A 24,304-nucleotide genomic window follows, 5' to 3' on the forward strand; every position below is an offset into this window, starting at 1 on the left:
CTATTATCTGGCCCGGGCTTGCGCCCAATTGGGCTGCCCTTGCTGGTGGGGCTCTTGATCTCACGGCCTTCCTGACCGTATGGTCAAATTCAGACGAGCACACCCTGACCAACCGGTCAAGATTTTTTATCAGGGCATTTTTGATGGCAGAGACCACAGCGGCATCCCCCAAAGCGACCAGCAAAAAAATGCGCCGCCAAGAGGCAGAGGCGCTCATTTTGTCAGCAGCAGAAAAAGTCTTCGCCGAGGCTGGCTTTGGCGGGGCCACGATGCAGCTCATTGCCGACGTCGCCGGACTGCCCAAGGCCAACCTGCATTACTACTTTCCTACCAAGGAGTTGCTCTATCGGCAGGTGGTGCAAAAAATCTTCCAAATCTGGCTCCAGGCAGCCGATATCTTTGATCAGGCTGACGGCCCCGAAGAAGGCATTGGCGCCTATATCGACGCCAAAATGGAGATCTCCCGCCGCCATGCGGATGGCTCCAAAGTCTGGGCCAGCGAGGTTATGCACGGCGCGCCGGTGATTCAGGATTATCTGGAGACCACCCTCACCGATTGGACCAACGGGCGAATCGAGGTGATCGAACGCTGGATCGCAGAGGGCCGTATGGCGCCGATAGATCCGCGCCACCTGCTCTACATGCTTTGGGCCACCACCCAGCATTACGCCGACTTTGGCCACCAGATCGACACCCTTAACGGTGGCAGCCCCCTCAACGACAAACAGTGGGAAGCGGCCAAAACCAATATCAAAACCATCATCCTGCGCGGGATTGGTGCCGTTGAGTAAGGCTTTCCTATCCTAAATCCCTGTAGACCCACGCCTTTGGCTGCATTAGCCTAAAAGGCAAAGAAATACGGAACGTTACCTATGGCCGAGGCATCGACGCGCAAACCCAGCCGCATTCAGCAGCGCAACCGCAAGCGCATTCTGGACGCCGCTCTCGAAGTGTTTTCCCGCCACGGCTATCGCGGCGCCACGCTGGACCTGATCGCCGAAGAGGCTGGTCTCTCCAAGCCCAACATCCTCTATTATTTTGGCGGCAAGGAAGACATCCATGTCACCCTGCTCAACCAGTTGATGGAAACCTGGCTCGACCCGCTGGACCACATGGATCCGGACGGCGAACCGCTTGAAGAAATCCTCGACTACGTGCACCGCAAATTGGAAATGAGCCGCGAATTCCCGCGCGAAAGCCGCCTCTTTGCCAATGAAATCCTGCAAGGCGCGCCGCGTATGGAGCCGCATCTGGAAAGCGACCTGAAACCGCTGGTCGACAAGAAGACCGCGCTCATTCGCGCATGGATCGCCCAAGGCAAACTGGCCGATGTGGACCCGCGCCATCTGATGTTCTCGATCTGGGCCACAACCCAGCATTACGCCGATTTTGACGCGCAGGTGCAGGTGCTCAGCGACCGCGACACCGACGCGCTCGACGGCGCCGACACTTTCCTCGATCAGATGTATCGCAAGCTGCTGACGCCTTAATCCGCGCTGTGCAAGACCGCCATCACGGCCCCCATCATCTGGGCAAACGCACCTTCCGCGCCGGGGGTGACCACCTGCAGTTCCGCCCGTGCACCAATGAAGGCCTCCACCGGCAGGTCACCCTCTGACACGGCCAGCAAATCCTCATATCCAGCGGTCAAAACCACATCCGGCGCCTCATGCGCACCGTAGCTGGCACGCACCGCCCCATCCGCCACATCCAGTTGCATCATCTCACCATCCACAACCAGCCCAACGCGCAGCGCGATGTCGCCAAGCTCGGCCCGCCGCGCTGCCGCCAGCAACGTGGTGACTACTGTGCGCAAATTGCCCGGTTTGACCACCTCGCCCTCAGGCTCAAATTCCGCGCCAAACACCGCCAACTCGAACAAAACATCCAGCGTCCGCGCCCCCAAAGGCGTCAGCGCATAGGTCTCCTCCTTTGACACCAGACCATCCGCCACCAGTTTGTTGAACCGGTCGGTCAACAAGTTCGCCGCAATCCCCGGCAAGCCTTTCTGTAGCTCACCAAACCGCATCGGTCCCGCGTGCAAATCCCGCAGGATCAGCAACGTCCACCGGTCCCCAATCCGATCCAAAGCCCGTGCTATGGGACAGAGCAATTTATACGACCGCGCCTTTGCCATCTTCGACCTCACGAAAGCGTTGCTTTATTTTTTAAAGTGATAACTTTAAATTTTAAAGCACACTACCACATCCCTCCCATCGGTCCAAGACCAACCGATGACCTATTGAAAACAAGGAGCAATTATGTCCAACACATCCACCCTACTCGAACGCAATCAGGCATTCGCGACCAATTTTGCCGAGGCGGATCTCTCCGTCTTCCCCACGCTTAACACCATGATCCTGACCTGCATGGACGCCCGCGTAGACCCGGCCCATATCTTCAACCTCGACCTCGGCGAAGCGGTTGTGGTGCGCAACACCGGCGGACGCGTCACCCCGGCTGTGATCGACGAAATCGCTGCGCTTTCGGTGATGATCAACCAAATCAACGGCGGACAAGACACCCCGTTTGAACTCATCCTGATGCAGCACACCCACTGCGGCTCCGAACGGCTCACCGACCCAAATCTGGCGGCCGCGATCAAATCCAAAACTGGCGTCGATGTTGCTCCCCTGGCCATCCACGACCATGAAGACAGTCTTCGTGAAGACCTTGAGACTCTGCGCACCTCCCCCGCCGTAGCGGACTACTTGACCGTGTCCACCATGATCTATGATGTGAAAACCGGCCTTGTTTCAACACTCACCCCACCGGCGCAACTCACCTAACGATCGCACAAACAAAAAACCGTCGCGGGGGACACCGCGACGGTCAGTTTCAGGAAGGGAAGATCCCTGAAAAGCGGGCCAAACCGCCCTGTGTGAAGCTTACTCCGCTGCCGTGGACATCGGGTTGTTTGGATGCGCGGTCCAGTTGCCGTAATCGGCCTCCACTGGTGTGTTTGTGCGCTCATCCATCTCACCCGGCTCCAGTGTGCGCATGGTGATACAGTTCTCCACCGGACACACGTTGACGCAGAGGTTACAGGCCACGCATTCATCGTCTTTCACGGTGAACACACGGTCCTCAGACATCTCAATCGCCTGGTGAGACGTATCCTCACACGCCGCGTAACAGCGGCCACAGCTGATGCAGTCATCCTGATTGATCACCGCTTTGGTGACGTGGTTCAGGTTCAGATACTGCCAGTCGGTCACGTTTGGCGTCGCCATGCCGACAAAATCTGCGGTGGAGGTGTAGCCCTTCTCGTCCATCCACTGGGAAAGACCAGAGATCATCTCCTGCACAATCTTGAATCCATAGGTCATCGCCGCGGTACAAACCTGCACGTTGCCTGCGCCCAGCGCCATGAATTCCGCCGCATCGCGCCAAGTGGTCACGCCACCGATGCCGGAAATCGGCAACTTCGCCGTTTCAGGGTTGCGCGCAATTTCCGCGACCATATTGAGCGCAATCGGCTTTACAGCTGGGCCGCAATAACCGCCGTGCGTGCCTTTGCCGTCAATCATCGGCTCCGGGCTCATCGCATCCAGGTTCACAGAGGTGATCGAGTTGATCGTGTTGATCAGGCTCACCGCATCAGCCCCACCGCGCAGCGCCGCTTCCGCAGGATGCAGGATGTTGGTGATGTTTGGCGTTAGCTTCACGATCACCGGCAGGTCGGTGGCTTCTTTACACCAGCGCGCAACCATTTCGATATAGTCTGGAACCTGCCCCACAGCGGAGCCCATGCCGCGCTCCGCCATACCGTGTGGACAGCCAAAGTTCAGCTCAAACCCGTCACAGCCGGTCTCCGCGATCATGGGAAGGATGCGTTTCCACTCTTCCTCTTCGCACGGCACCATGACCGAGGCGATCAGCGCGTGATCGGGATAATCCCGCTTCACCCGCGTCATTTCTTCAAGGTTCACTTCCAGCGGACGGTCGGTGATCAGCTCGATGTTGTTCAAACCCAGCAACCGGCGGTCTGCACCGTGAATTGCGCCGTAGCGCGGTCCGTTGACGTTCACAACGGGCGGCCCTTCCGCACCCAGAGTTTTCCACACAACACCGCCCCAGCCCGCTTCAAAGGCACGGCGCACGTTGTATTCCTTATCCGTTGGCGGCGCCGAGGCGAGCCAGAACGGGTTGGGGGATTTGATCCCTACAAAGTCACTTTCGAGATTGGCCATATGCTTATCTCCTTTTTTGCTTGGTCCCGCCGCGCCCCGAACCTGATCCGGGGCCTCTAACCATCGCGCAGCCGGCGCGAGGTCCCGGGTCAAGCCCGGGACGGGGCCTATGGTGTCAACCGGCGCTCAAAGCCGCATGAATATCCTCAGCCGCGTCACGACCCTCAGCCACCGCAGTCACGGTCAGATCATCGCCGCCCGTGGCACAGTCGCCACCAGCCCAGATGCCATCCACGGACGTGCGCCCGTTGTCATCCACTTTGATCTTGCCCCACTCCAGCGCTGGCAGGCCCTCGCCTTCCAGTGTCTGGCCGATGGCTTTGAACACCTGATCCGCCGCCAGACGAATGGTCTGTCCGGTTGGTTTCAGATCGTTGTCGGTGTATTCGAACTCGATCTCGCGCACCGCGCCGTTGCCAATCACCGCTCTGGGCGAGGCATTGGTGATGATCCGCACGCCTTTGGAAGCCGCCAGATCCTGTTCAAACTCGGACGCATTCATCCGGTCTTTACCGCGACGATAGACAAGGCTCACGTTCAGCGCGCCCAAGAGCTTCGCTTGCACAGCTGCATCCACAGCGGTCATGCCACCGCCAATCACCACAACGTCCCGGCCAATTGCCATTTTGCCGAGGTCATCCGCCTGACGCAGCTCCGCGATGAAATCCACCGCATCATCGACGCCGTCTTTGTCTTCGCCATCCACGCCGAGCGCGTTCACGCCGCCCAGACCAATGCCAAGGAACACCGCGTCAAACTCCGCATTCAGACCATCCAGCGACAGCCCGTCGCCCAGCTTCTTGCCGGTCTCAACCGTGATGCCACCAATCTTCAGCAGCCATGCGACCTCGCGCTCGGCAAAGCTCTCAACCGATTTATAGGCCGCGATGCCAAATTCGTTCAGACCACCCGCTTTTGGACGCGCATCATAAACGGTGACATCATGCCCATGCATGGCCAGACGGTGCGCCGCGGACAGACCCGCTGGCCCCGCGCCGACCACAGCGACTTTCTTGCCGGTGCTGTCGGCTCGGCCAAAAGGGTGCAGACCCGCATCCACCAGCTTATCAGTGGCATAGCGCTGCAGCCGGCCAATCTCGACCGGATTGCCTTCGGCGGTTTCACGCACACAGACCTGCTCACAGAGCGTTTCCGTAGGACACACCCGGGCGCACATGCCACCCAGAATGTTCTGATCAAAGATCGTCTTGGCCGCCGCTTCCGGCGTGCCAGTGGCGATCTGACGAATGAACAGAGGAATATCGATGTCTGTCGGACAAGCCGTCATACAGGGCGCGTCGTGACAGAAATAACAGCGATCCGCCGCCACAAGGGCCTCGTGATCGTCAAACCGGGGGTGCAAATCCCCAAAATTCTCGGACAATTCCGCAGAGTCTAAACGCCCCGCTTGGATGCCGTCGCTGAACGGTGTGTTGGACATAGGACCTCCCCATACACCTTGTTGGCTACCCATTCAGGCTTGCACAGGTTTTTTGACCAATCAATAAAAAAATTTACCACATGGTCAAAACATGACAAACGGCTCCAATGCGCGCGCTTCAAGGCAACCTGCTCAAAACTTTGGCAGTACGCAAATCCAGGCGTCATTCTGCGCAAACCTCCCCGCTGGGGTGCGGCACCCCGCTTGTGGCAAGCAATGCCATGAAATTTTTGTAGAATCTGACAAGCTAAAACACTTATTGCACAAAAAGTCCTTGTTTTCTGCGGGCGTTGTTATCACATGGGGGGTGCGCAGTTTCTATTTTCGACCCCCTGCTCCTAACCGGCTCAGCTTTCGATCAAGATACCCGCCGGGTTGCCGCATGTCGCGGGCGACACAAAACATGGAGAAACGACGATGGCTACTGGCACCGTCAAATGGTTCAACACCACCAAAGGCTTCGGCTTCATTGCACCTGATGAAGGCGGCAAAGACGTATTTGTACATATTTCTGCTGTTGAGCGTTCCGGCCTGACCGGCCTCGCAGACAACCAGAAAGTCAGCTACGAGCTGCAGGCTGGCCGCGACGGCCGCGAAAGCGCTGTGGATCTGGCCCTGCTCTAAACGAGCGACGGATCAGACATGAGAAAGGCGCCATACGGCGCCTTTTTTGTTGCCCTAAAACCGCCAACGTCCTTTTGTGTTCATGTGAGCCCATTTTCACCCAACAACGTGAAATCACACACAGTCGGTGCCCCGAGCCCTCAATTTCGCGTGTAAATCCGCGCGGCTTTCAAAACTGGCTCAATGTAAATCCCATAAAGCGACCGATAGTCTTTGGTTTCCTCACCAATGCCAAAATTCAGCTCTTCACGCCCATTCGGCACATAAAGCGTGCCGCCCAAGCGATCCCAGATCGCCAATCCACCACCCATGTTTTTGTCCCAATGCTTCGGATCACTGGAATGGTGGATTTGATGCATTGCGGGCGAAATCAGCCATTTTTCCAACCGCGGCCCATAGCTTACCCAAGCTGGGCTGTGCCTCAACACCCCCCCTATCAGGTTTGACGCAAAGAAAATGACGTTTGCACCGCCCAATTGGTAAACCGTCAGATGCTCCCCAAACAGTCCGACAAAAACACCATTCACAATCGCCGCCGCAGTGACCGTCCCAAAAGAGAAAAACACCGCGTCAAACGGATGGTGCCGTTCTGCTGTGGCAAAATTCAACTGCTCCGCAGAGTGGTGGATTTTGTGGAACTCCCACAAAACAGGCACCTTGTGCTGCAGGTAATGCAACCACCAACGCATGAAGTCATTGACCACATAAAGCGATACGGTCAACGCCACCGCAACCCAGATAGAGCCCCCCTCCGACTGTAGGTCCACGCCCAATGCTCGGATTGCATCCGCGACAACAGGCACAAGCTGCCACAAAGTCCGCAATAGCCAATCCAAAACAAAAACCAGCAAGATCGGATTAAGCAGCAGGATGGAATAGTCGATCAACGCAGATCGAGAGCCCCAGACTTGCTTGTTAAAAAAGACAGAACGAAACTTTCTGTCGTCTCCACCAACCCGATGCGCAACGACAGCAATTCCCATTCCACAAAGGACATAGACCCAGAAATGACGCAAGTTCGCATTGGTCGTCATGCCGGTAATTTTGGACAGAGCCAATTGAGCAATTTCAGAGAGTTCCATTCTGGCTCCGCTACTTAACGTTCAACTTCAGGCGCCCAAAAAACTCACATGAACAGCAAAAACAGCACCTTTTGATCTACCTAGCTTACTTGCTACGGCTTTGAAAATTGTAAATTCTGCCCGGCCCAGCCAACGGGCCAAAAGGGGCAAAAACGTAGCCTGACAGCCACGCCTTTCCCTTGTCCGTCATAGCTCCGCCTACGTAATCAGATAGTTTCCAGATACCCATGGCCCAAGGCGTCCAGAGTTCCGGTCGGCACCGTCGCATCGCGCAGGGATTCCACTTCTGCACCAGACGACATGGCCATGAACTGATCACATAATCGCCGCCGGAATTTTGCGCGCGCGCCCTGCAAGCCACCAGCGCCGTCATTCCCAAGAAGAAATCGGTCATGCGCTTTTCCGGTGTCTGCGCCGGGCACATGATTTTCCAATCGGTTCCCATCTTGGGCCCGCGCCTAGATGGTATTGCGGCAGCTCCGTCCCAACCACTCTGCGCGCGGAGCGGATCGATCCAAATGTCTTTGATCGACAAATAGCCCGAGCACTTACAAAATCGCCTTCAACGAGGAGCTGTGACCGAAGCAGTCAATCACATACCTGGCCAAAAGCAGACCACTGCCCGATCAAGCGGGCATGCGCTGCAGACGCGGATCCTGTGCCTTTTCGCTACCAGGCATCCATGGTTTTGCGCACCCGCCCAAAAGAAAAAGACGCAGCCGGAAGGCTACGTCTTTTTTCTTTTCCTCTGGGAGGAAAATGGTCGGGACGGCAAGATTCGAACTTGCGACCCCCTGTACCCAAAACAGGTGCGCTACCAGGCTGCGCTACGCCCCGACTTGTGAGGCAGGGTTTACCCCCACTGTTCCGGAATGAAAACCCCCTAACAACGCCAGTTTGCAATTTCTTGTAAAAAATTTTGGTGGCGCATTTCACTGCCAACAGAAATCCCCATCGCCTTGGCCAAACCGCCATTTATTTCAAGCACATAGCGCACAGAATTGCCGCCAAAAATCGGGGTTTCGTCTAGTGGAATGGCGTTGCTGTGAATGTGTTGGATCACCCCATGCTCGTCTGCAAACAGCATATCGAGGGGAATCAGAGTGTTGCGCATCCAGAAAGATGCAGGCCGTGTGGTCTCATAGATAAACAGCATGCCCGCGCTACTTGGCATGTGAGATCGATGCATCAATCCCTGTGCCCGCTCGGCCTCTGTGTCTGCCACTTCTACGGAGAATCGCGCCTGACCAAAGTCGCCTCGTATCAACAGGCTGCTTTCGTCACAGGCGTCTTGGGCTTGGGCGGGCAAGGAGATCATGAACCCTGCCGCCAGCCACAAAAATCCGGCGCCGATCATGCGACCCGCGCCAGAGAATTTTAGTCGTTTTCCAAAACTGCGTTTTCCCACGCCAATACCTCGGTTGCCATGCGACCACGTTTACCGTCGATCACACGCAGCGCCAAGGCTTCGCCAGGCTGTAGGTCTGACAGACCTGAGCGGCGCAATACTTCGATGTGCAGGAAAATGTCTTCCGGGCGGCCAAACACATTGGCAAAGCCAAAGCCTTTGCCTTTGTCGAACCACTTCACCCGCGCGGGCTCCAGCGGCGTCGCGCGAATATCATCCAGATCCATGCCCTCAAAATCGGACAACGCCACCGGCGTTTCCGTTTCCGGTGCTTCGATCTTATACACTTCGACTGCCTGCGCCCCGCGCTGTGTCACTTGTACGGACACTTCAATCGCGGACCCGTCTGCAACAGAGCTCTGACCGAAATTGCGCAGCACGTTTGCATGCAACAGAATATCCGGCCCGCCGTCGTCAGACACAATAAATCCGAATCCCTTGACCGGATCGAACCATTTCACCACGCCCATCACCTGCGTGACGTCATTTTCTAGAGTACTCAATGCCTCAACCTTAGTTTGTATCATCCCCATGATCTGCGTGACTGTGCTGCATCAAGACGACTTCGGCAAGCGCAAAATTTCCATGCTTTTCATGCGCTTGCCACGAAAATTTTTAACTAATTAAGGGTTAAGACGCTGAATTTCCCACTGTTTTTCAGGGGCTTCACGGGTCCATCGGAAGCGGTCGTGTAACCGAAAGGCCCCATCCGCCCAAAATTCAATTTCGGCTGGAATAAGCCGATATCCGCCCCAGAAAGGCGGGCGTTTGGGATGGGTACCGTGCGCAGCTGTCATTTTTGCCACTTTTGCTATTAATTCTGTACGCGAATTTAGAGGTTGAGACTGTTCCGACGCCCAGGCGCCCAGCTTGCTCTTCAAACTGCGCGACTCAAAATATGCATCCGCCTGCGGACCCTCTTCCCGCATAACGTGTCCCCTGACCCGAATTTGGCGGCGCAAAGATTTCCAGTGCATCACAAAGGACGCCTTGCCTGCGCCGTCCAGTTCCTGCGCTTTGGCGCTGCCATAATTTGTATAGAACACAAACGCCGCATCCTCGATGTCCTTCAAGAGCACCATGCGGGAATTTGGCATGCCGTCCGCGTCCACTGTCGACAACGCAATCGCATTGGGGTCATTTGGCTCGCTCTTCTCAGCCTCCGCCAACCATGACCGCGCGATCTCAAACGGGTCCTCGCCCGCAAAAATCCCTGTTCTCTCGCTCATCACTGCCTCCAAATGCATCATCCAGCCTCTCAGGCTAGGCATATTCCACGTCGGCGAAGACCTTGATGCGACAGGGTCAATCGCCTAAACGTCACGCATAACCAAGTGGGACGGAGTTCACCGGATGTCAAATCAACTCATGGCAGGCAAACGCGGTCTGATTATGGGACTTGCCAATGACAAGTCTATTGCCTGGGGTATTGCCAAAGCCTGTGCCGACGCCGGCGCCGAACTGGCATTCTCTTATATGGGTGACGCTTTCATAAAGCGTGTGGTCCCGCTCGCTCAGCAACTCAATGTTGACACGCTGATCGACTGTGATGTTTCCGACGCAGCCTCCATCGACGCAGCCTTTGCTGAGATCGAAGAGAAATGGGGCAAAATCGACTTCATCGTGCATGCCATTGGCTTCTCGGACAAAAACGAGCTGCGCGGCCGCTATGTCGACACCTCCAAAGACAACTTCCTGATGACCATGGACATCTCCGTCTATTCCTTCACCGCCGTGATGCAGCGCGCGGAGAAGCTGATGACGGACGGCGGCTCTGCCCTCACTCTCACCTACTACGGTGCCGAGCAGGTCATGCCGCACTATAACGTCATGGGTGTCGCCAAGGCCGCCCTGGAAGCCTCCGTGAAATACCTCGCGGAAGACCTCGGTAAAGACGGCATCCGCGTGAACGCCATCTCCGCAGGCCCGATCAAAACCCTCGCGGCTTCTGGTATCGGCGATTTCCGCTACATCCTGAAATGGAACGAGTTGAACTCCCCACTGCGCCGCAACGTTGGCATCGAAGACGTGGGCAACTCCGCGCTTTACCTGCTGTCCGATCTGGGCAGCGGCGTCACCGGTGAGAACTTGCACGTGGATGCTGGCTATCACGTTGTAGGCATGAAAGCGGTCGACGCGCCGGACATCGACGCCGTGGTGGGCCGCAAATGAGCCTCGCCGCCTTTATCGCCGCCGTCTCTCTTTGCCTGATGGCCGCCGTCAGCCCTGGCCCCGCCGTGCTCATGGCCGCCCGCGTGGGTCTGCAACAAGGCCTCAAAACCGGCGCGGCGCTCTCGGTGGGCATCGGCCTCGGCGCGGTCTTCTGGGCGGCCTCCGCCCTCTTTGGCCTTGCCTTGCTGTTTGAATACGCACCGTTCCTGCTGACCGTTCTCAAGATCGGCGGCGCAGCCTTCCTGATCTGGACCGCGTTCAAAATGTGGCGTGCAGCGGATGAACCTCTGGAAGACAACGGCGCCGAAGTTGCCGCCATGACACCTTTGTCCGCACTGCGCCTCGGCATCTGGACCCAGCTCGCCAACCCAAAACCCGCTGTCTTCTTTGGCGCGGTCTTTGTCGGCACCGTGCCAACTGACGCCACCCCGCTGGCGCTGGCGCTACTGCTGGTATGTATCTTCCTCGGTGAATTCCTCTGGAACACCTCCGTGGCGCGTCTGTTCTCTCTGGACCGCACCCGCAAAATCTACATCGGCCTCAAGCACCTGATTGACCGCGTCTTTGGCGGCCTTCTGGCGGCTCTAGGTGTCAAGATCGCGGCCACCTAAGCCGCGCTCGGACCATGCGCAAACTCCTCAAGGCTCTCTTCTTTTTGCTCTGCATCATGAGCGCCTTGGGGATTTTTGCGCTCTACCGTCCGCATTTCATTCCGCCCCCGATCAAAGACGCCATATGGCCGCGGGACAACATCGCCGTGGTACGCGCCCGTCAAACGCCTGTTCTGAACGCGGGCTTTGCCGCTCACAACACCACCCTTGGCGCGCCGGTCTACATCCGCATTTTCAAAGAAGAACGCGAGTTGGAACTCTGGGTACAAACCCCAAGCGACACCTACGCCCTCTTCAAAACCTATCCGATCTGCAACCACTCCGGCGACCTCGGCCCCAAGCTCAAAGAAGGTGACCGCCAATCGCCTGAGGGCTTTTACACGGTCACCAAATCCGCCTTAAACCCAAACAGCAGCTACCACCTGTCTTTCAACTTGGGCTTCCCCAACCGCTTTGACCGCGCACACGACCGCACCGGCAGCTTCCTGATGGTACATGGCGACTGCGTCTCTATCGGCTGCTACGCCATGACCGATCCTGCGATCGAGGAAATCTACGTCGCCGTCGAAGCGGCCCTGAACAACGGTTTATCCTCAGTGCCCGTGCACGCCTTCCCCTTCCGCCCCATACCGCAACGCATGGCGGCGGCATCCGGTCACAAGTGGGAAGACTTCTGGCAGCAGCTCGCCCCCGCCTACCACGCCTTTGACAAAACCGGCCGCCCGCCCAAAATCACGCTGAAAGAAAACAAATACCGCGTCACCGCTTGGTAGGCACGCAAACAGTTTGCGCCGCCCTTCCCGTCTGCTAGAACAGCCCAAATCTGCGACAAAGGGGTGAGTCCACATGAGCGAGCGTCTGCCACACGAAAAAGGCTTCCACATCAGCTGGGATCAAATCCACCGCGACAGCCGCGCGCTGGCATGGCGTCTGGACGGCAAAGGCCCAAATGATGGCGCATGGAAGGCCGTCGTGGCCATCACCCGTGGGGGCATGGCCCCGGCGATGATCGTCAGCCGGGAACTCGACATCCGTACCGTCGATACCATCTCCGTAAAATCCTACTACTCCGGCGGTGGTGCACAGGACAAACAGCGTGAGGCGCAGGTCCTCAAAAGCCCGGACGCAGAGCTGATGGGCGACGGTGAAGGCATCCTGATCGTCGACGATCTGGTGGATTCCGGCAAAACCCTCGAACTGGTGCGCCAGATGTTCCCTAAGGCCCACTTCGCCACCGTATACGCCAAACCTGCAGGCGAGCCGATGGTCGACACCTTCATCACCGGCGTCAGCCAGGACACCTGGATTTTCTTCCCATGGGACATGGCGTTGCAATACGTCGAGCCTTATCGCGGCACCGATTGATCGCACCGGTTGGTGGGCTTGGCCCACATCACAAACCGCCCAATTCGGACCGCAGCGAGGCGCCTCGCTGCGGTTTTCTTTTGCCCGCTTTTGCCTGAGAGATTGACCAAATGACCCTCACCCGCACCGCCGCCACCTTTGCCCCGCCCGTGATGGAGGCCCGCCGCTGGCTCGAAGGCGTGACCTTTCCGGCCGACCGCCCGCTGATCAACGTCAGCCAGGCCGCCCCTGTCGCCGCCCCACCGGAGCCCCTCCTGCACCACATCGCAGACACCGCGCTCAACCATCCGGAGGCCCACCTCTATGGCCCTGTGCTAGGGTTGCCCGAGTTGCGCGCCGAAGTCGCCACGCAATGGTCCGCCGCCTACGCAGGCGACATCGCCCCGGCGCAAGTCGCCATCACCTCTGGCTGCAACCAAGCCTTCTGCGCCACCCTCACCGCAATTGCTGGCGAAGGAGATGAGGTCATCCTACCAACCCCATGGTACTTCAATCACAAAATGTGGCTCGACATGCAGGGCGTCACCACCGTGCCGTTGCCCACCGACGCCCATCTCCAACCAGACCCAGAGCACGCCGCCGCCCTGATCACAGAGCGCACCCGCGCCATTGTACTGGTCACGCCCAACAACCCCGGCGGCGTCGAGTATCCGGCAGAGCTGGTACGCGCCATGTATGAGCTTGCCAAATCCCGTGGCATTCGCCTGATCGTCGATGAAACATACCGCGATTTTGACAGCCGCACCGGCGCACCGCATAACCTCTTTGGCGACCCGGATTGGCAAGACACATTGGTGCAACTCTACTCCTTCTCCAAAGCCTATCGCCTCACCGGCCACCGTGTCGGCGCCATGGTAGGCAGCGCGACGTTGCTGGCGGAGGCGGAAAAATTCCTCGACACCGTCACCATCTGCCCCAACCAACTCGGCCAGCACGCCGCGCTCTGGGGCATGCAAAATCTGAGCCAATGGCTCGCCGGCGAACGCGCCGAAATCCTCGACCGCCGCGCGGCAATTGCCGACAATCTGCCCCTGCTCACCGACCAGGGTTGGGAACTTCAAGGCGCAGGCGCCTACTTCGCTTACATGAAGCATCCCTTCGCCCTGCCATCTGACCAATTGGCGCAGCAACTGGTGCAAAGCCACGGCATCCTGACCCTGCCAGGCACCATGTTCACGCCTGAGGGCGATCAGGCGGGCAAAGACACCCTGCGTATCGCCTTTGCCAACGTCGATCGCGCCGGAATCGGCGATCTCTTTGCCCGTCTGGCCACGGTCAGCGCCTGACGCAACCACTACACAGGGGCGACAAGCCAATCATGCTTGCCCCCCCTGCCCCAACCGCGTAGACCTTCGCAGAAGAAACTTGAACGATTACAGGGCGGACATCGGACATGGCGCAGAGCAAAACCTCCAAAACAGCGGTCTGGATTCTCATGGGCTTGCTCATTCTGGGCTTGGGCGGTTTTGGCGCGACCAGCCTCACCGGCACCGTGCGCACCGTGGGCACCGTGGGCGACAAAGACATCTCAGTCGACGATTACGCCCGCGCCCTGCAAGAAGAGCTGCGCGCGCTTGAGGCCCAAACCGGCCAGTCGCTGCCATTTGTGCAGGCACAGGCCTTTGGCATCGACCGCATGGTGCTCTCCCGCCTTTCCACCACCCGCTCGATAGATGCGGAGAATGAACGCCTCGGCATCTCCATTGGCGACGAAAACCTGCGCCAGGAGCTGATGAACATCCCGTCCTTCCAAGGGCTCGACGGCTCCTTTGATCGCGACGCCTACAGCTTTGCCATCGACCAGGCCGGCATGAACGAATCCGAGTTTGAAGACAGCGTGCGCGAAGACACCGTGCGCTCCCTGCTGCAAAGCGCCGTGGTCTCCGGTCTGGTGATGCCCGATGTCTACGCCGACACCGTGATCAAATTTGTCGCCGAAGAGCGCGACTTCACCTGGTCCAAGCTCACAGCCGACAACCTGACCCGCGCCGTGGACGCCCCCACCGAGGCCGAGATCGAAGCCCACTACACCGAAAATCAGGACCGCTTTATGCTGCCCGCCACCCGCCAGATCACCTACGCGTGGCTGTCGCCTGAAATGATCATCGATCAGGTGGACGTGGACGAAGCCTCCCTGCAAAACCTCTATGATGAGCGCGACGCCGAGTTTAACCGCCCGGAGCGCCGTCTGGTCGAGCGTCTGGCCTTTGCCGACGAAGCCGCCGCGCAAGCCGCCATGGACCAGATTGCTGCGGGCACCGCCACCTTCACCAGCCTGGTTGAAGGACGTGGCCTGTCGCTGTCTGATGTGGACCTTGGTGACGTGACCAAAGCGGACCTTGGCGAAGCCGGTGAAGCTGTCTTCCTCGCACCCGCCAACGGCATCGCCGGTCCTGCGCCGTCCAACCTCGGCCCAGCCCTGTTCCGCGTGAACGGTGTGTTGGCCGCGCAGACCACCACCTTTGACGAAGCCAAAGAGCTGCTGCGCGAAGAGCTCGCCGCAGATCGGTCCCGCCGCCTGATCGACACCCAGATCGGCAACATCGACGACCTGCTCGCCGGTGGCGCGACCCTGGAAGAACTGGTGGCCGAAACCGACATGGAGCTTGGCACCATCAATTGGCACCCGCTGTCAGAAGATGACCTCGCTGGCTACGAAGGCTTCCGCGAAGTGGCTTCTACCGTGACCGTCGAAGACTTCCCACAGATCGAAGTGCTTGAAGACGGCGGCATCTTTGCCCTGCGTCTGGAGGGCGAAACCCCAAGCCAGCCTGCCCCATTGGCAGATGTGGCCGAAGAGGCCGCCGCGCAGATCACCGCCGACCGCACCACCGAAGCGCTCAAAGGCCTGATCGAAACCCTGAAGCCACGCCTGAACGACGGCACCAGCTTCACCTCCTTTGGCTTCACCGCCAACGAAGAGGTCGAAATGGACCGCGCCGCCTTTGTGCCGGGCACCCCTGCAGAATTCCTCTCCGAAATCTTTGAGATGGAAGTGGGCGAGCTGCGCACACTGGACAGCCCGGACGGCCTGATTGTGGTGCGCCTGAACGCCATCACCGAGCCTGCGACCGACGATCCAGAAGTCACCGCGCTCAAGGCGGCGATCACCGCACAGCTCTCCAGCGGCATCTCTCAGGACGTCTTCGCCGCCTACGCACAGGCGCTGCAAGGCATGTACCCGACCCAGATCAACCAGCAGGCACTGAACGCGGTGCACGCGAACTTCCAGTAAAGAAAGGCCGCCAAGGTGGACCTGACTCCCTCGTTTGAAGATTTTGCCAAAGCCTATGAGGCCGGTGAAAATCAGGTAGTGTACACGCGGCTCGCCGCCGACCTCGACACCCCAGTGTCGCTCATGCTCAAGCTCACCGGCGCTCACAAAGACGCCTTCATGCTGGAGTCTGTGACCGGTGGTGAAGTGCGTGGACGGTATTCCATGATTGGCATGAAGCCCGATCTGATCTGGCAAACCCACGGCACCGAAAGCCGCATCAACCGCACCGCGCGGTTTGATCCCGATGGCTTCACCCCACAGGACGGCGACCCGCTCACCAACCTGCGTGCCCTGATTGCCGAAAGCAAAATTGACCTGCCCGAAGACCTGCCACAGGCCTCCGCCGGTCTGTTTGGCTACCTCGGCTATGACATGATCCGGCTGGTGGAGCATCTGCCCAACATCAACCCGGACCCGCTTGGCCTGCCCGACGCCTGCATGTTGCGCCCTTCTGTGGTGGCCGTGCTCGACGGCGTGAAAGGCGAAGTCACCGTGGTTTCTCCCGCTTGGGTCAGCGACGGCCAATCCGCCCGCGCCGCCTATGCGCAGGCTGCCGAACGTGTCATGGACGCCGTGCGCGATCTCGAACGCGCCATGCCCCAAGCAGCGCGTGATCTGGGGGAAGCGCACGAAGTCTCCCCGCCGGTCTCCAACTTCACCAAAGAGGGCTACCTGGCCGCTGTGGAGAAGGCCAAGGAGTACATCAAAGCCGGCGACATCTTCCAAGTGGTGCCCGCCCAACGCTGGACGCAGGATTTCCCGCAGCCACCATTTGCGCTCTACCGCTCCCTGCGCCGCACCAACCCGTCACCGTTTATGTTCTACTTCAACTTCGGTGGGTTTCAGGTGGTCGGCGCCAGCCCGGAAATCCTCGTGCGGGTGTTTGGCGACGAAGTCACCATCCGCCCGATCGCAGGCACCCGCCCCCGTGGCGCCACGCCAGAAGAGGACAAGGCCCTCGAAGAGGATCTCTTGGCGGACAAGAAAGAACTCGCCGAGCACCTCATGCTCTTGGATCTGGGTCGCAATGATACTGGCCGCGTTTCCAAAATCGGCACCGTGCGCCCCACCGAGAAATTCATCATCGAGCGCTATAGCCACGTGATGCACATCGTCTCCAACGTCGTCGGCGAATTGACGGAAGACAAAGACGCGCTGGATGCTTTCTTTGCCGGCATGCCTGCGGGCACCGTCTCCGGCGCCCCTAAAGTGCGCGCGATGGAAATCATCGACGAGCTGGAACCCGAAAAACGTGGCATCTATGGCGGCGGCGTTGGCTACTTCAGCTCAGGCGGCGATATGGACATCTGTATCGCGCTGCGCACAGCGATTGTGAAAGACCAGAAGCTCTACATTCAGGCCGGCGGCGGCGTTGTCTATGACAGCGACCCGGAGGCCGAATACATGGAAACCGTGCACAAATCCAACGCCATCCGCCGCGCCGCTGCGGATGCTGCGCGGTTCACCGGCAACGGCAACTCCTAACAGCACCCCTAAAAGAAACCACGCGCCCCGGACCTGATCCGGGGCCTCTTTTTTTGCGCCACAACGCCCGTTGCGTTAACGCCTTATCGCCCTAAAACGCACCTCCGCAAAACAGTCGCGATACCGACAGAATACCGACGTGGTTTTGACCTCCAAAACCGCCGGTTAACGCGCAGACATCCGCCCATGTCTCAGAAATTTGTCCGCGCGGTCAAATCGCTGTTACACTCCCTGCATTATTCCAAAAACAAACCCGCCTCGGCCCCAGCCGTGCGGGCAATATCTATTACAACAGAGAGCACCAAAATGGCCCAATTCACCCTGTCCCGCCGCCACTTCCTGGCCTCCACCGCAGGCTTCGTCGTCCTGCACCCCTTCTCGGCAAATGCTGCGCAAAATCAAGCACATCTGCGGATTATGGAGACCACGGACCTGCACGTGCACGTCTTCCCGTACGACTATTACGCCGACAAACCGCGCGACACTGTAGGCCTCGCCCGCACCGCCTCGCTGATCAAAAACATCCGCGATGAAGCCACCAACTCGATGCTGATCGACAACGGCGATTTCCTGCAGGGCAACCCAATGGGCGACTACATCGCCTATGAGCGCGGCATGAAAGAAGGCGACATGCATCCGATCATCACCGCGATGAACGCTGTGGGCTATGACGCCGCCACAATCGGCAACCACGAATTCAACTACGGCATTGATTTCCTGATGAAATCCATGGCTGGCGCGGACTTTGAAACCGTGCTCTCCAACATCTCTCTGGAGCAAGGCGGCACCCCGCGCGAAGACAAAACCATGTTCAAACCCTATTCCATTCTGGAGCGTGAACTCACCGACGGTGCGGGCGAGAAACACATAATTAAGGTTGGTGTGATTGGCTTTACCCCTCCCCAAGTCATGAACTGGGATCGCCGCCACCTCGAAGGCAACGTACAGGCGCGTGACATTGTCGAAACCGCCAAAGCCTTCGTGCCGCAGATGAAAGAAGAAGGCGCCGACATCATCATCGCGCTCAGCCACTCCGGCATCGGCGCCGCAGATCATTCCGATGGCATGGAAAACGCCTCCGTGCCGCTTGCCGCTGTTGAGGGCATCGACGCCGTCCTCACCGGCCACCACCACCGCGTCTTCCCGTCCTCCGCGTATGACGGCATGGCTGGCGTGGACGTGGCAAACGGCACCATTATGGGCAAACCAGCGGCCATGGGCGGTTTCTGGGGCTCACACATGGGTCTCATCGACCTGATGCTGGAACGCTCTGGAAATGAATGGAAAATCGTCTCTCATAGCACCGAAGCGCGCCCAATTTCCAAGCGGAACGAAGACCGCTCCATCACCGCGCTGGTCGAAGACCAACCAGACGTTCTGGCCAGCGTCCAGAAAGAACACGACGAGACGCTGGCGTATGTCCGCCGCGCCGTTGGCAAGACCGACGCGCCTCTGCACAGCTATTTCGCGCTGGTGGCCGATGACCCATCGGTTCAGATCGTCTCCATTGCCCAGCTCTGGTACATCGAACAGATGATGAAAGGCACCGAACACGAAGGCTTGCCCATCCTCTCCGCCGCTGCCCCATTCAAGGCCGGTGGCCGTGGTGGTCCGGAGTATTACACCGACGTGGCCAAAGGCGACGTGGCGATTAAAAACGTCTCCGACCTCTACCTCTACCCCAACACCGTCCGCGCCGTGCGCGTGACAGGTCAGGAGGTCAAAGACTGGCTGGAACGCTCCGCAGGCATCTTCAACCAAGTCGAGACTGGCAAAGCCGATCAGGTGCTGCTGAACCCAGAATTCCCGTCTTACAACTTCGACGTCATGGACGGTGTGACCTATGAAATCGACCTGTCCCAACCATCCAAATTCGACCCCAAAGGCAACCTGATCAACGCCGATGCCAACCGCATCACCAACCTGATGTTTGACGGCAAGCCTTTGGACATGAACGCAGAATTCATCATCGCCACCAACAACTACCGCGCCGGCGGCGGCGGCAAATTCCCCGGCGCCATGGGTGACACCATCGTGTTTGAAGGCCCGGACACCAACCGCGACGTGATCGTGCGCTACATCGTGGAAAAAGGCACCATCAGCCCCCGCGCCGAAGCCAACTGGACCTTCGCGCCGCTGCCAGGCACCTCGGTCCTGTTTGACACCGGCCCTAAGGCGGCAGACTACAGCGACAGCGTGGAAGGCGTCTCTATTGAGGCTGCAGGCGAAGGCCCCGACGGTTTCGCCCGCTTCCGCATCCAACTGTAAAGACACACGAAACCACAAAAGGCCGGAGTTTTCTCCGGCCTTTTCTACCCCCTGTCTCGTTACAAGACTATTTAGCGAACCATTCTAGCTTCGCAGACGGTTTTGAAGCTCTTCTCTCCGCAGTTTCTGGTAGTGATGTAGCACGGCCGCATCCAGCTCTCGCGCATTTTCAATTTTTGGTTTTACACAAAATCCATGAGCAAGAGCCCAAACTACGGAAAGTGTCATACTCAACGCCACCCACACAATCATAGGTCGTATCTGTAGCAACTCCGACATTGGCAAAACTAACCGGTTGCCCAATACAAACAACATCACCATGATCAGCGCAAAACCAGCCGTCAAAATGAGCATCACCTCCGATCGGAAGTTACGTTTTGCCGTGCGCGAGATGCGCTGTCTTTCAGCGCCGGTAAGCTTGGACACATCTTGGGCCATAAAATAACCTCGTAGCGTTATTCTCAAAACAATACTTGCTTTGTCGCCCAAATATTGATGCCAAGCAGGGAAGGAATTCAAGTGGTCCAGCGTAATAGATTTAATTAGATTTAGCTTTCTAAGACTGAGCCTATTCAGGCCTTTTTACAAGTGCTCAAAGGCAGGTCCACGTCTCCACATCATAACGCGGAGCCGGCATCTCTGGCCAAGCTTCCGGCGCCCCGCTTGGATCGCGCAGCAGCGGATCAAACTGCTCTTTCCGGTTGCGCAAACTCTCCGGGTCCAGTGCCAGTCGCTGACACTTTGCCAAGTCGCTGATGGTTGTGCCTCCGGTCTGCGTGAGGTCAATCATATGCCCCCGCCGCTGACTCATCGTCGCGCGAAAGCGCAACGTCTGATCCAGCTTGAACAAATGCGTGTGCACCCCAAACATCCGCGCCTCGCCCTGCCACTCTTCGCCAGAAGCAAACACCAGCTCAAACCGCCCAGGCGGCACCAATACCTGAAAGAACTCCCCACCCCGCACGTAAGCGGCCAGCACGACTTTGTCGCGCTCAACATCCCGTAAATTCAGGAAATAATCCGCACCGTCGTTGGTCTTGATCAACAACGGCAAAGTCGCAGGCAACCCCGAGCGGTTCCACATAAGCCCCTGCGGCCGCTCTTCTGCCAAGGCAGACCAAGCGGACACCGAAAGCACAAAAACCAAAAGCAACCGTATCATGCCCAAAGGCTACCGAGCTTTACGCCAAACAAAAAGGGCCGGAGTTGCCTCCAGCCCTTCTCTATTATTCTCAGCACCTTACGCCGCTTCAGACGGCTCCGCCTTCTTGTTGGTGCCCTTGACCCACTCCCGCATGCCTTGCAGCAACACGTAAAGGATCGGCACAATCACCACCCCAATCACGGTCGCCGCCAGCATGCCGCCAAACACGGCCACACCAATGGCCTTCTGGCTTGCCGCCCCGGCGCCATTGGCCACCAACAGCGGCACCACGCCCAACAGGAACGACAGCGCCGTCATCATCACCGCACGGAAACGCTGGCTCGCGGCCTCAATTGCGGCCTCCTTGATGCTCAGCCCCGCGGCACGCCGCTCCATCGCAAATTCCACGATGAGAATGGCGTTTTTGGAGGCCAGACCAATCAGCATGATCATCCCGATCTGGGTGTAGAGGTTCACATCCCCACCGGACACAAGCACCGCCGCCAGCGCGCCAAACAGCGCCACGGTGACCGAGAGCAGAATGCCCACCGGCATGGTCCAACTCTCGTACTGCGCCACAAGGAACAGGTAGCCAAAGACCACCGCCATGATCAGGATCAGCACCACAAGACCGCCTGCGGCTTGCTGCTGCTGCGCGGTCCCGGTCCACTCAAAGGCATATCCCGGAGGCAGAGCCGTCGCGGCCTCCTCTTCCAGAACGCGGATCGCATCCCCGGTCGACAGGCCTTCTTTTGGCACCCCGGTCACAGTCGCAGAGCGGAACATATTGTAGCGGTTCAGCGCCACCGGCCCCAACTCATTGCGCACCGTCACAAGCGTACCCATAGGCACCATCTCGCCGCTTTGGGACCGCACATACAGCGCATTGATGTCCTCGACTTGCGAGCGGAATTCACCGTCCGCTTGAATCATCACACGATAGACGCGACCAAACAGGTTGAAGTCATTCACATAAATCGAGCCCATATAGCCCTGCAGCGTGGTGAAGACGTCGGCAATCGACACGTTGAGCGACTTCGCCTTTTCCCGATCCAGGTCGACATAGACCTTTGGCACGTTGGCGCGGAAGGTCGAATAGCTCTGTGCCATCTCGTCCCGTTGGTTGGCCGCATAGACCAGCGAGCCAACAGCGGCCGCCAAGTCCTGTGCGGTGCCGCCACCGGTTTGCTGCACCTTCATTTCCACACCCGCACTCAGACCAAGGCCAGAGATCGGCGGTGGGTTAAAGGCAATCACGCTGGCGGAAATCTCCTGATTGGCAAGGCCATAAACCTTGGCCAAAATCCCATCCGCGCTCAGCTCATCTGTCTGGCGATCATCCCAAGGCTCCAGGTTCAAAATGATCATCGCCCCGTTGGAGCCAGACCCGTTCAGCAAACTAAAGCCGTTCACAAGCACAGAGCCAGCCACGCCTGGGATTTCCATCAGCTGCTCGTTCAAACGTGTGGTGACCTTCTCGGTCCGCTCAAGCGAGGCCGCATCCGGCAGCTGAACATCCACAAACAGCGTGCCGTTGTCTTCCAGCGGGATGAAGCCTGCAGGGATCGATTTGATCAACGTGCCGGAGCCCGCCATCATCGCGCCAATGATCACAAGCGCCAGGATTGGGATACGCACAAACCGACGTACAATCCCAACATAAGCGCCCCGCGCGCCGTCCACGCCTTTCTCAAACGTCGCCATCAGGCCCTTAGGGCCACCCGGATCACGCGGCTTCAGGATCAGCGAGCACAACGCCGGAGACAGCGTCAGCGCGTTGATCGAGGAAATCACCACAGCGGTGGAGATGGTCACGGCAAACTGCGTGTAGAGCCGCCCGGTGATGCCCGGCATGAAGGTCACCGGCACAAACACCGCCAGCAATACCAGCGTGGTTGCAATCACCGGCCCGGTGATCTGTCCCATCGCCTTGCGGGTGGCGTCCGCCGCAGACAGCCCCTCTTCCGCAATGATGCGCTCAACATTCTCCACCACAACAATCGCGTCATCCACCACGATCCCGATCGCAAGCACCAAGGCAAACAAGGAGATCGTGTTCAGCGACATGCCGAACAACAACAAGAAGGCAAATGCACCAATCAAAGACACTGGAATGGCCACCGCAGGAATGACCGTCGCCCGCACATTGCCAAGGAAGATGAATACCACCGAGATCACGAGGATGAACGTCAGGATCAAGGTCGAGACCACATCGCTCAGCGACTGCTCCACAAACAGTGTGCTGTCATACGGAATGGCGTACTCTACATCATCCGGGAAGGCGCTCGACAGGCGTTCGACTTCGGCCTTCACAGCCTCCGCCACCGCCAAAGCGTTTTCGCCCGGCGCCTGATAGATCGCCAGAACCGTCGCCGGGTTGCCATCCGCTCGGCCAGAGGCATTGTAGTAGTTCGCTCCCAGCTCGACCCGCGCCACATCTTTCATGCGCACAATGCTGCCCGCCTCGCCGGTACGCAGCACGATCTCTTCAAATTCCTTCACCGTGGTCAGACGGCCTTTGGATTTGATGGTGTATTGAAACTGCTGCCCGGTTGGGATCGGTGGCGTCCCAATTTGACCAGCAGAGACCTCAAGGTTCTGCTCACGAATGGCCGCTACCAGATCCCCTGGTGTGAGCCCCAACCCTGCCATACGGTCTGGATCCATCCACATCCGCATGGAGTATTCAAAGTTGGTCATCACGTCCGCTTTACCGACGCCTTTCACACGTGCCAACGCATCGCGCAGGTTGATCGAAGCGTAGTTGGACAAGAACACCTCGTCATAGGTGCTGTTTGGCGAGACCAGCGTGACAATCATCAACATGTTGGTGGAGGACTTCTGTGTCACCACCCCGCTGTTGGTCACCTCGGTTGGCAAAGACGACGTCGCCTGTGCCACGCGGTTCTGCACGTTCACCGAGGCAATGTCCGGATCTGTTCCCACCTCAAAGGTCACAGACAGGTTGTAGGAGCCGGTGTCCGTACTGTCCGACGACATATAGATCATGTCGTCCACCCCGTTCACCTGTGCCTCAATCGGCGCGGCCACGGTGTTCTCCACAGTTTCGGAGTTCGCGCCAGTGTAGTTGGCTGACACGGTCACCACAGGGGGCGTGATGTCCGGGAACTGCTCCACAGGGAGCGCATTATACCCGATGAACCCCATAATGGAGAGCACCAGAGAAATCACAAACGCCGTTTTCGGGCGCCGGATGAAGATCGCTGAAAACAC

General features: G+C 58.3%; 23 protein-coding genes and 1 tRNA gene. 12 read left to right on the forward strand and 12 right to left on the reverse strand.

Annotated elements, in window-relative coordinates; all coding sequences use genetic code 11:
- Positions 1-143: 143 nt before the first annotated feature.
- Positions 144-791, forward strand: coding sequence for a TetR/AcrR family transcriptional regulator (locus MK208_RS09845; protein WP_294116291.1), 648 nt, complete (start codon positions 144-146; stop codon positions 789-791).
- A gap of 81 nt (positions 792-872) precedes the next feature.
- Entirely contained in the window at positions 873-1,490 is a 618-nt protein-coding gene (locus MK208_RS09850) for a TetR family transcriptional regulator C-terminal domain-containing protein (RefSeq protein ID WP_294116293.1), read from the forward strand.
- Here the strand turns inward: MK208_RS09850 and MK208_RS09855 are convergent.
- Positions 1,487-2,137, reverse strand: a complete 651-nt coding sequence (locus tag MK208_RS09855; protein ID WP_294116294.1) for a helix-turn-helix domain-containing protein — start codon at positions 2,135-2,137, stop codon at positions 1,487-1,489. The genes MK208_RS09850 and MK208_RS09855 overlap by 4 nt on opposite strands.
- Positions 2,138-2,261: 124 nt before the next feature.
- Here MK208_RS09855 and MK208_RS09860 point away from each other — a divergent pair, with 124 nt between their 5' ends.
- Positions 2,262-2,789, forward strand: a complete 528-nt coding sequence (locus MK208_RS09860) for a carbonic anhydrase (RefSeq protein WP_294116295.1) — start codon at positions 2,262-2,264, stop codon at positions 2,787-2,789.
- Between the two features lie 99 nt (positions 2,790-2,888).
- On the opposite strand, the gene preA is transcribed toward MK208_RS09860, so the two are convergent.
- Entirely contained in the window at positions 2,889-4,193 is a 1,305-nt protein-coding gene (gene preA, locus MK208_RS09865; RefSeq protein ID WP_294116296.1) for an NAD-dependent dihydropyrimidine dehydrogenase subunit PreA, read from the reverse strand.
- 115 nt (positions 4,194-4,308) lie between these two features.
- Entirely contained in the window at positions 4,309-5,634 is a 1,326-nt protein-coding gene (locus tag MK208_RS09870) for an NAD(P)-dependent oxidoreductase (RefSeq protein ID WP_294116297.1), read from the reverse strand.
- A 417-nt stretch (positions 5,635-6,051) separates the two neighbouring features.
- Between MK208_RS09870 and MK208_RS09875 the strand changes: the two genes are divergently transcribed.
- Positions 6,052-6,258 (forward strand): cold-shock protein, encoded by a 207-nt coding sequence (locus tag MK208_RS09875; RefSeq protein WP_294116299.1) that lies wholly within the window; start codon positions 6,052-6,054, stop codon positions 6,256-6,258.
- 140 nt (positions 6,259-6,398) lie between these two features.
- On the opposite strand, the gene MK208_RS09880 is transcribed toward MK208_RS09875, so the two are convergent.
- From MK208_RS09880 to pdxH, 6 genes are all read right to left on the reverse strand, one after another.
- Positions 6,399-7,340: a sterol desaturase family protein gene (locus tag MK208_RS09880; RefSeq protein ID WP_294116301.1), complete on the reverse strand. Its 942-nt coding sequence runs from the start codon at positions 7,338-7,340 to the stop codon at positions 6,399-6,401.
- A gap of 206 nt (positions 7,341-7,546) precedes the next feature.
- Positions 7,547-7,762, reverse strand: a complete 216-nt coding sequence (locus MK208_RS09885) for a hypothetical protein (protein ID WP_294116302.1) — start codon at positions 7,760-7,762, stop codon at positions 7,547-7,549.
- 338 nt (positions 7,763-8,100) lie between these two features.
- Positions 8,101-8,177: transfer RNA gene (locus MK208_RS09890), tRNA-Pro, on the reverse strand.
- A 46-nt stretch (positions 8,178-8,223) separates the two neighbouring features.
- Positions 8,224-8,658, reverse strand: a complete 435-nt coding sequence (locus tag MK208_RS09895) for a DUF192 domain-containing protein (RefSeq protein ID WP_294116545.1) — start codon at positions 8,656-8,658, stop codon at positions 8,224-8,226.
- Between the two features lie 59 nt (positions 8,659-8,717).
- Positions 8,718-9,275: a cold shock domain-containing protein gene (locus tag MK208_RS09900; protein ID WP_294116303.1), complete on the reverse strand. Its 558-nt coding sequence runs from the start codon at positions 9,273-9,275 to the stop codon at positions 8,718-8,720.
- 96 nt (positions 9,276-9,371) lie between these two features.
- Positions 9,372-9,977, reverse strand: coding sequence for a pyridoxamine 5'-phosphate oxidase (gene pdxH / locus MK208_RS09905; protein WP_294116304.1), 606 nt, complete (start codon positions 9,975-9,977; stop codon positions 9,372-9,374).
- 124 nt (positions 9,978-10,101) lie between these two features.
- Here pdxH and fabI point away from each other — a divergent pair, with 124 nt between their 5' ends.
- The 8 genes from fabI (at position 10,102) to MK208_RS09945 (ending at position 19,926) form a co-directional block, all read left to right on the forward strand.
- Positions 10,102-10,920, forward strand: a complete 819-nt coding sequence (gene fabI, locus MK208_RS09910) for an enoyl-ACP reductase FabI (RefSeq protein WP_294116305.1) — start codon at positions 10,102-10,104, stop codon at positions 10,918-10,920.
- On the forward strand, positions 10,917-11,531 hold the full coding sequence (locus MK208_RS09915; RefSeq protein ID WP_294116306.1) for a LysE family translocator: 615 nt from the start codon (positions 10,917-10,919) through the stop codon (positions 11,529-11,531). The genes fabI and MK208_RS09915 overlap by 4 nt, the downstream gene beginning before the upstream one ends.
- A 14-nt stretch (positions 11,532-11,545) precedes the next feature.
- The gene (locus MK208_RS09920; RefSeq protein ID WP_294116307.1) at positions 11,546-12,304 is read left to right on the forward strand and encodes a murein L,D-transpeptidase family protein; all 759 of its coding nucleotides are present in this window, start codon (positions 11,546-11,548) and stop codon (positions 12,302-12,304) included.
- 73 nt (positions 12,305-12,377) lie between these two features.
- The gene (gene gpt / locus MK208_RS09925; protein WP_294116308.1) at positions 12,378-12,896 is read left to right on the forward strand and encodes a xanthine phosphoribosyltransferase; all 519 of its coding nucleotides are present in this window, start codon (positions 12,378-12,380) and stop codon (positions 12,894-12,896) included.
- A gap of 110 nt (positions 12,897-13,006) precedes the next feature.
- On the forward strand, positions 13,007-14,182 hold the full coding sequence (locus tag MK208_RS09930; RefSeq protein WP_294116309.1) for an aminotransferase: 1,176 nt from the start codon (positions 13,007-13,009) through the stop codon (positions 14,180-14,182).
- 107 nt (positions 14,183-14,289) lie between these two features.
- Positions 14,290-16,131 (forward strand): peptidylprolyl isomerase, encoded by a 1,842-nt coding sequence (locus tag MK208_RS09935; RefSeq protein ID WP_294116310.1) that lies wholly within the window; start codon positions 14,290-14,292, stop codon positions 16,129-16,131.
- A 15-nt stretch (positions 16,132-16,146) separates the two neighbouring features.
- Entirely contained in the window at positions 16,147-17,658 is a 1,512-nt protein-coding gene (trpE, locus tag MK208_RS09940) for an anthranilate synthase component I (protein ID WP_294116311.1), read from the forward strand.
- 306 nt (positions 17,659-17,964) lie between these two features.
- Complete coding sequence (locus MK208_RS09945) at positions 17,965-19,926, forward strand: bifunctional 2',3'-cyclic-nucleotide 2'-phosphodiesterase/3'-nucleotidase (RefSeq protein WP_294116312.1); 1,962 nt, start codon at positions 17,965-17,967, stop codon at positions 19,924-19,926.
- An 84-nt stretch (positions 19,927-20,010) separates the two neighbouring features.
- Here MK208_RS09945 and MK208_RS09950 read toward each other — a convergent pair whose 3' ends face one another.
- From MK208_RS09950 to MK208_RS09960, 3 genes are all read right to left on the reverse strand, one after another.
- Complete coding sequence (locus tag MK208_RS09950) at positions 20,011-20,364, reverse strand: hypothetical protein (RefSeq protein WP_294116313.1); 354 nt, start codon at positions 20,362-20,364, stop codon at positions 20,011-20,013.
- 154 nt (positions 20,365-20,518) lie between these two features.
- Entirely contained in the window at positions 20,519-21,088 is a 570-nt protein-coding gene (locus tag MK208_RS09955) for a hypothetical protein (protein WP_294116314.1), read from the reverse strand.
- Between the two features lie 78 nt (positions 21,089-21,166).
- Positions 21,167-24,304: a multidrug efflux RND transporter permease subunit gene (locus MK208_RS09960; protein WP_294116315.1), complete on the reverse strand. Its 3,138-nt coding sequence runs from the start codon at positions 24,302-24,304 to the stop codon at positions 21,167-21,169.

Source organism: Shimia sp., assembly GCF_022448905.1.
Classification (GTDB): Bacteria; Pseudomonadota; Alphaproteobacteria; order Rhodobacterales; family Rhodobacteraceae; genus Shimia.

Bases quoted from the DNA above. Each gene is read 5' to 3' on its own strand.
- pdxH (WP_294116304.1), bottom strand. From the start codon at position 9,977: ATGAGCGAGAGAACAGGGATTTTTGCGGGCGAGGACCCGTTTGAGATC.
- MK208_RS09950 (WP_294116313.1), bottom strand. From the start codon at position 20,364: ATGGCCCAAGATGTGTCCAAGCTTACCGGCGCTGAAAGACAGCGCATC.
- MK208_RS09900 (WP_294116303.1), bottom strand. From the start codon at position 9,275: ATGATACAAACTAAGGTTGAGGCATTGAGTACTCTAGAAAATGACGTC.
- fabI (WP_294116305.1), top strand. From the start codon at position 10,102: ATGTCAAATCAACTCATGGCAGGCAAACGCGGTCTGATTATGGGACTT.
- MK208_RS09935 (WP_294116310.1), top strand. From the start codon at position 14,290: ATGGCGCAGAGCAAAACCTCCAAAACAGCGGTCTGGATTCTCATGGGC.
- MK208_RS09850 (WP_294116293.1), top strand. From the start codon at position 873: ATGGCCGAGGCATCGACGCGCAAACCCAGCCGCATTCAGCAGCGCAAC.
- MK208_RS09945 (WP_294116312.1), top strand. From the start codon at position 17,965: ATGGCCCAATTCACCCTGTCCCGCCGCCACTTCCTGGCCTCCACCGCA.
- preA (WP_294116296.1), bottom strand. From the start codon at position 4,193: ATGGCCAATCTCGAAAGTGACTTTGTAGGGATCAAATCCCCCAACCCG.
- gpt (WP_294116308.1), top strand. From the start codon at position 12,378: ATGAGCGAGCGTCTGCCACACGAAAAAGGCTTCCACATCAGCTGGGAT.
- MK208_RS09855 (WP_294116294.1), bottom strand. From the start codon at position 2,137: ATGGCAAAGGCGCGGTCGTATAAATTGCTCTGTCCCATAGCACGGGCT.
- MK208_RS09870 (WP_294116297.1), bottom strand. From the start codon at position 5,634: ATGTCCAACACACCGTTCAGCGACGGCATCCAAGCGGGGCGTTTAGAC.
- MK208_RS09955 (WP_294116314.1), bottom strand. From the start codon at position 21,088: ATGATACGGTTGCTTTTGGTTTTTGTGCTTTCGGTGTCCGCTTGGTCT.
- MK208_RS09875 (WP_294116299.1), top strand. From the start codon at position 6,052: ATGGCTACTGGCACCGTCAAATGGTTCAACACCACCAAAGGCTTCGGC.
- MK208_RS09880 (WP_294116301.1), bottom strand. From the start codon at position 7,340: ATGGAACTCTCTGAAATTGCTCAATTGGCTCTGTCCAAAATTACCGGC.
- MK208_RS09860 (WP_294116295.1), top strand. From the start codon at position 2,262: ATGTCCAACACATCCACCCTACTCGAACGCAATCAGGCATTCGCGACC.
- MK208_RS09920 (WP_294116307.1), top strand. From the start codon at position 11,546: ATGCGCAAACTCCTCAAGGCTCTCTTCTTTTTGCTCTGCATCATGAGC.
- MK208_RS09895 (WP_294116545.1), bottom strand. From the start codon at position 8,658: ATGATCTCCTTGCCCGCCCAAGCCCAAGACGCCTGTGACGAAAGCAGC.
- MK208_RS09845 (WP_294116291.1), top strand. From the start codon at position 144: ATGGCAGAGACCACAGCGGCATCCCCCAAAGCGACCAGCAAAAAAATG.
- MK208_RS09930 (WP_294116309.1), top strand. From the start codon at position 13,007: ATGACCCTCACCCGCACCGCCGCCACCTTTGCCCCGCCCGTGATGGAG.
- MK208_RS09915 (WP_294116306.1), top strand. From the start codon at position 10,917: ATGAGCCTCGCCGCCTTTATCGCCGCCGTCTCTCTTTGCCTGATGGCC.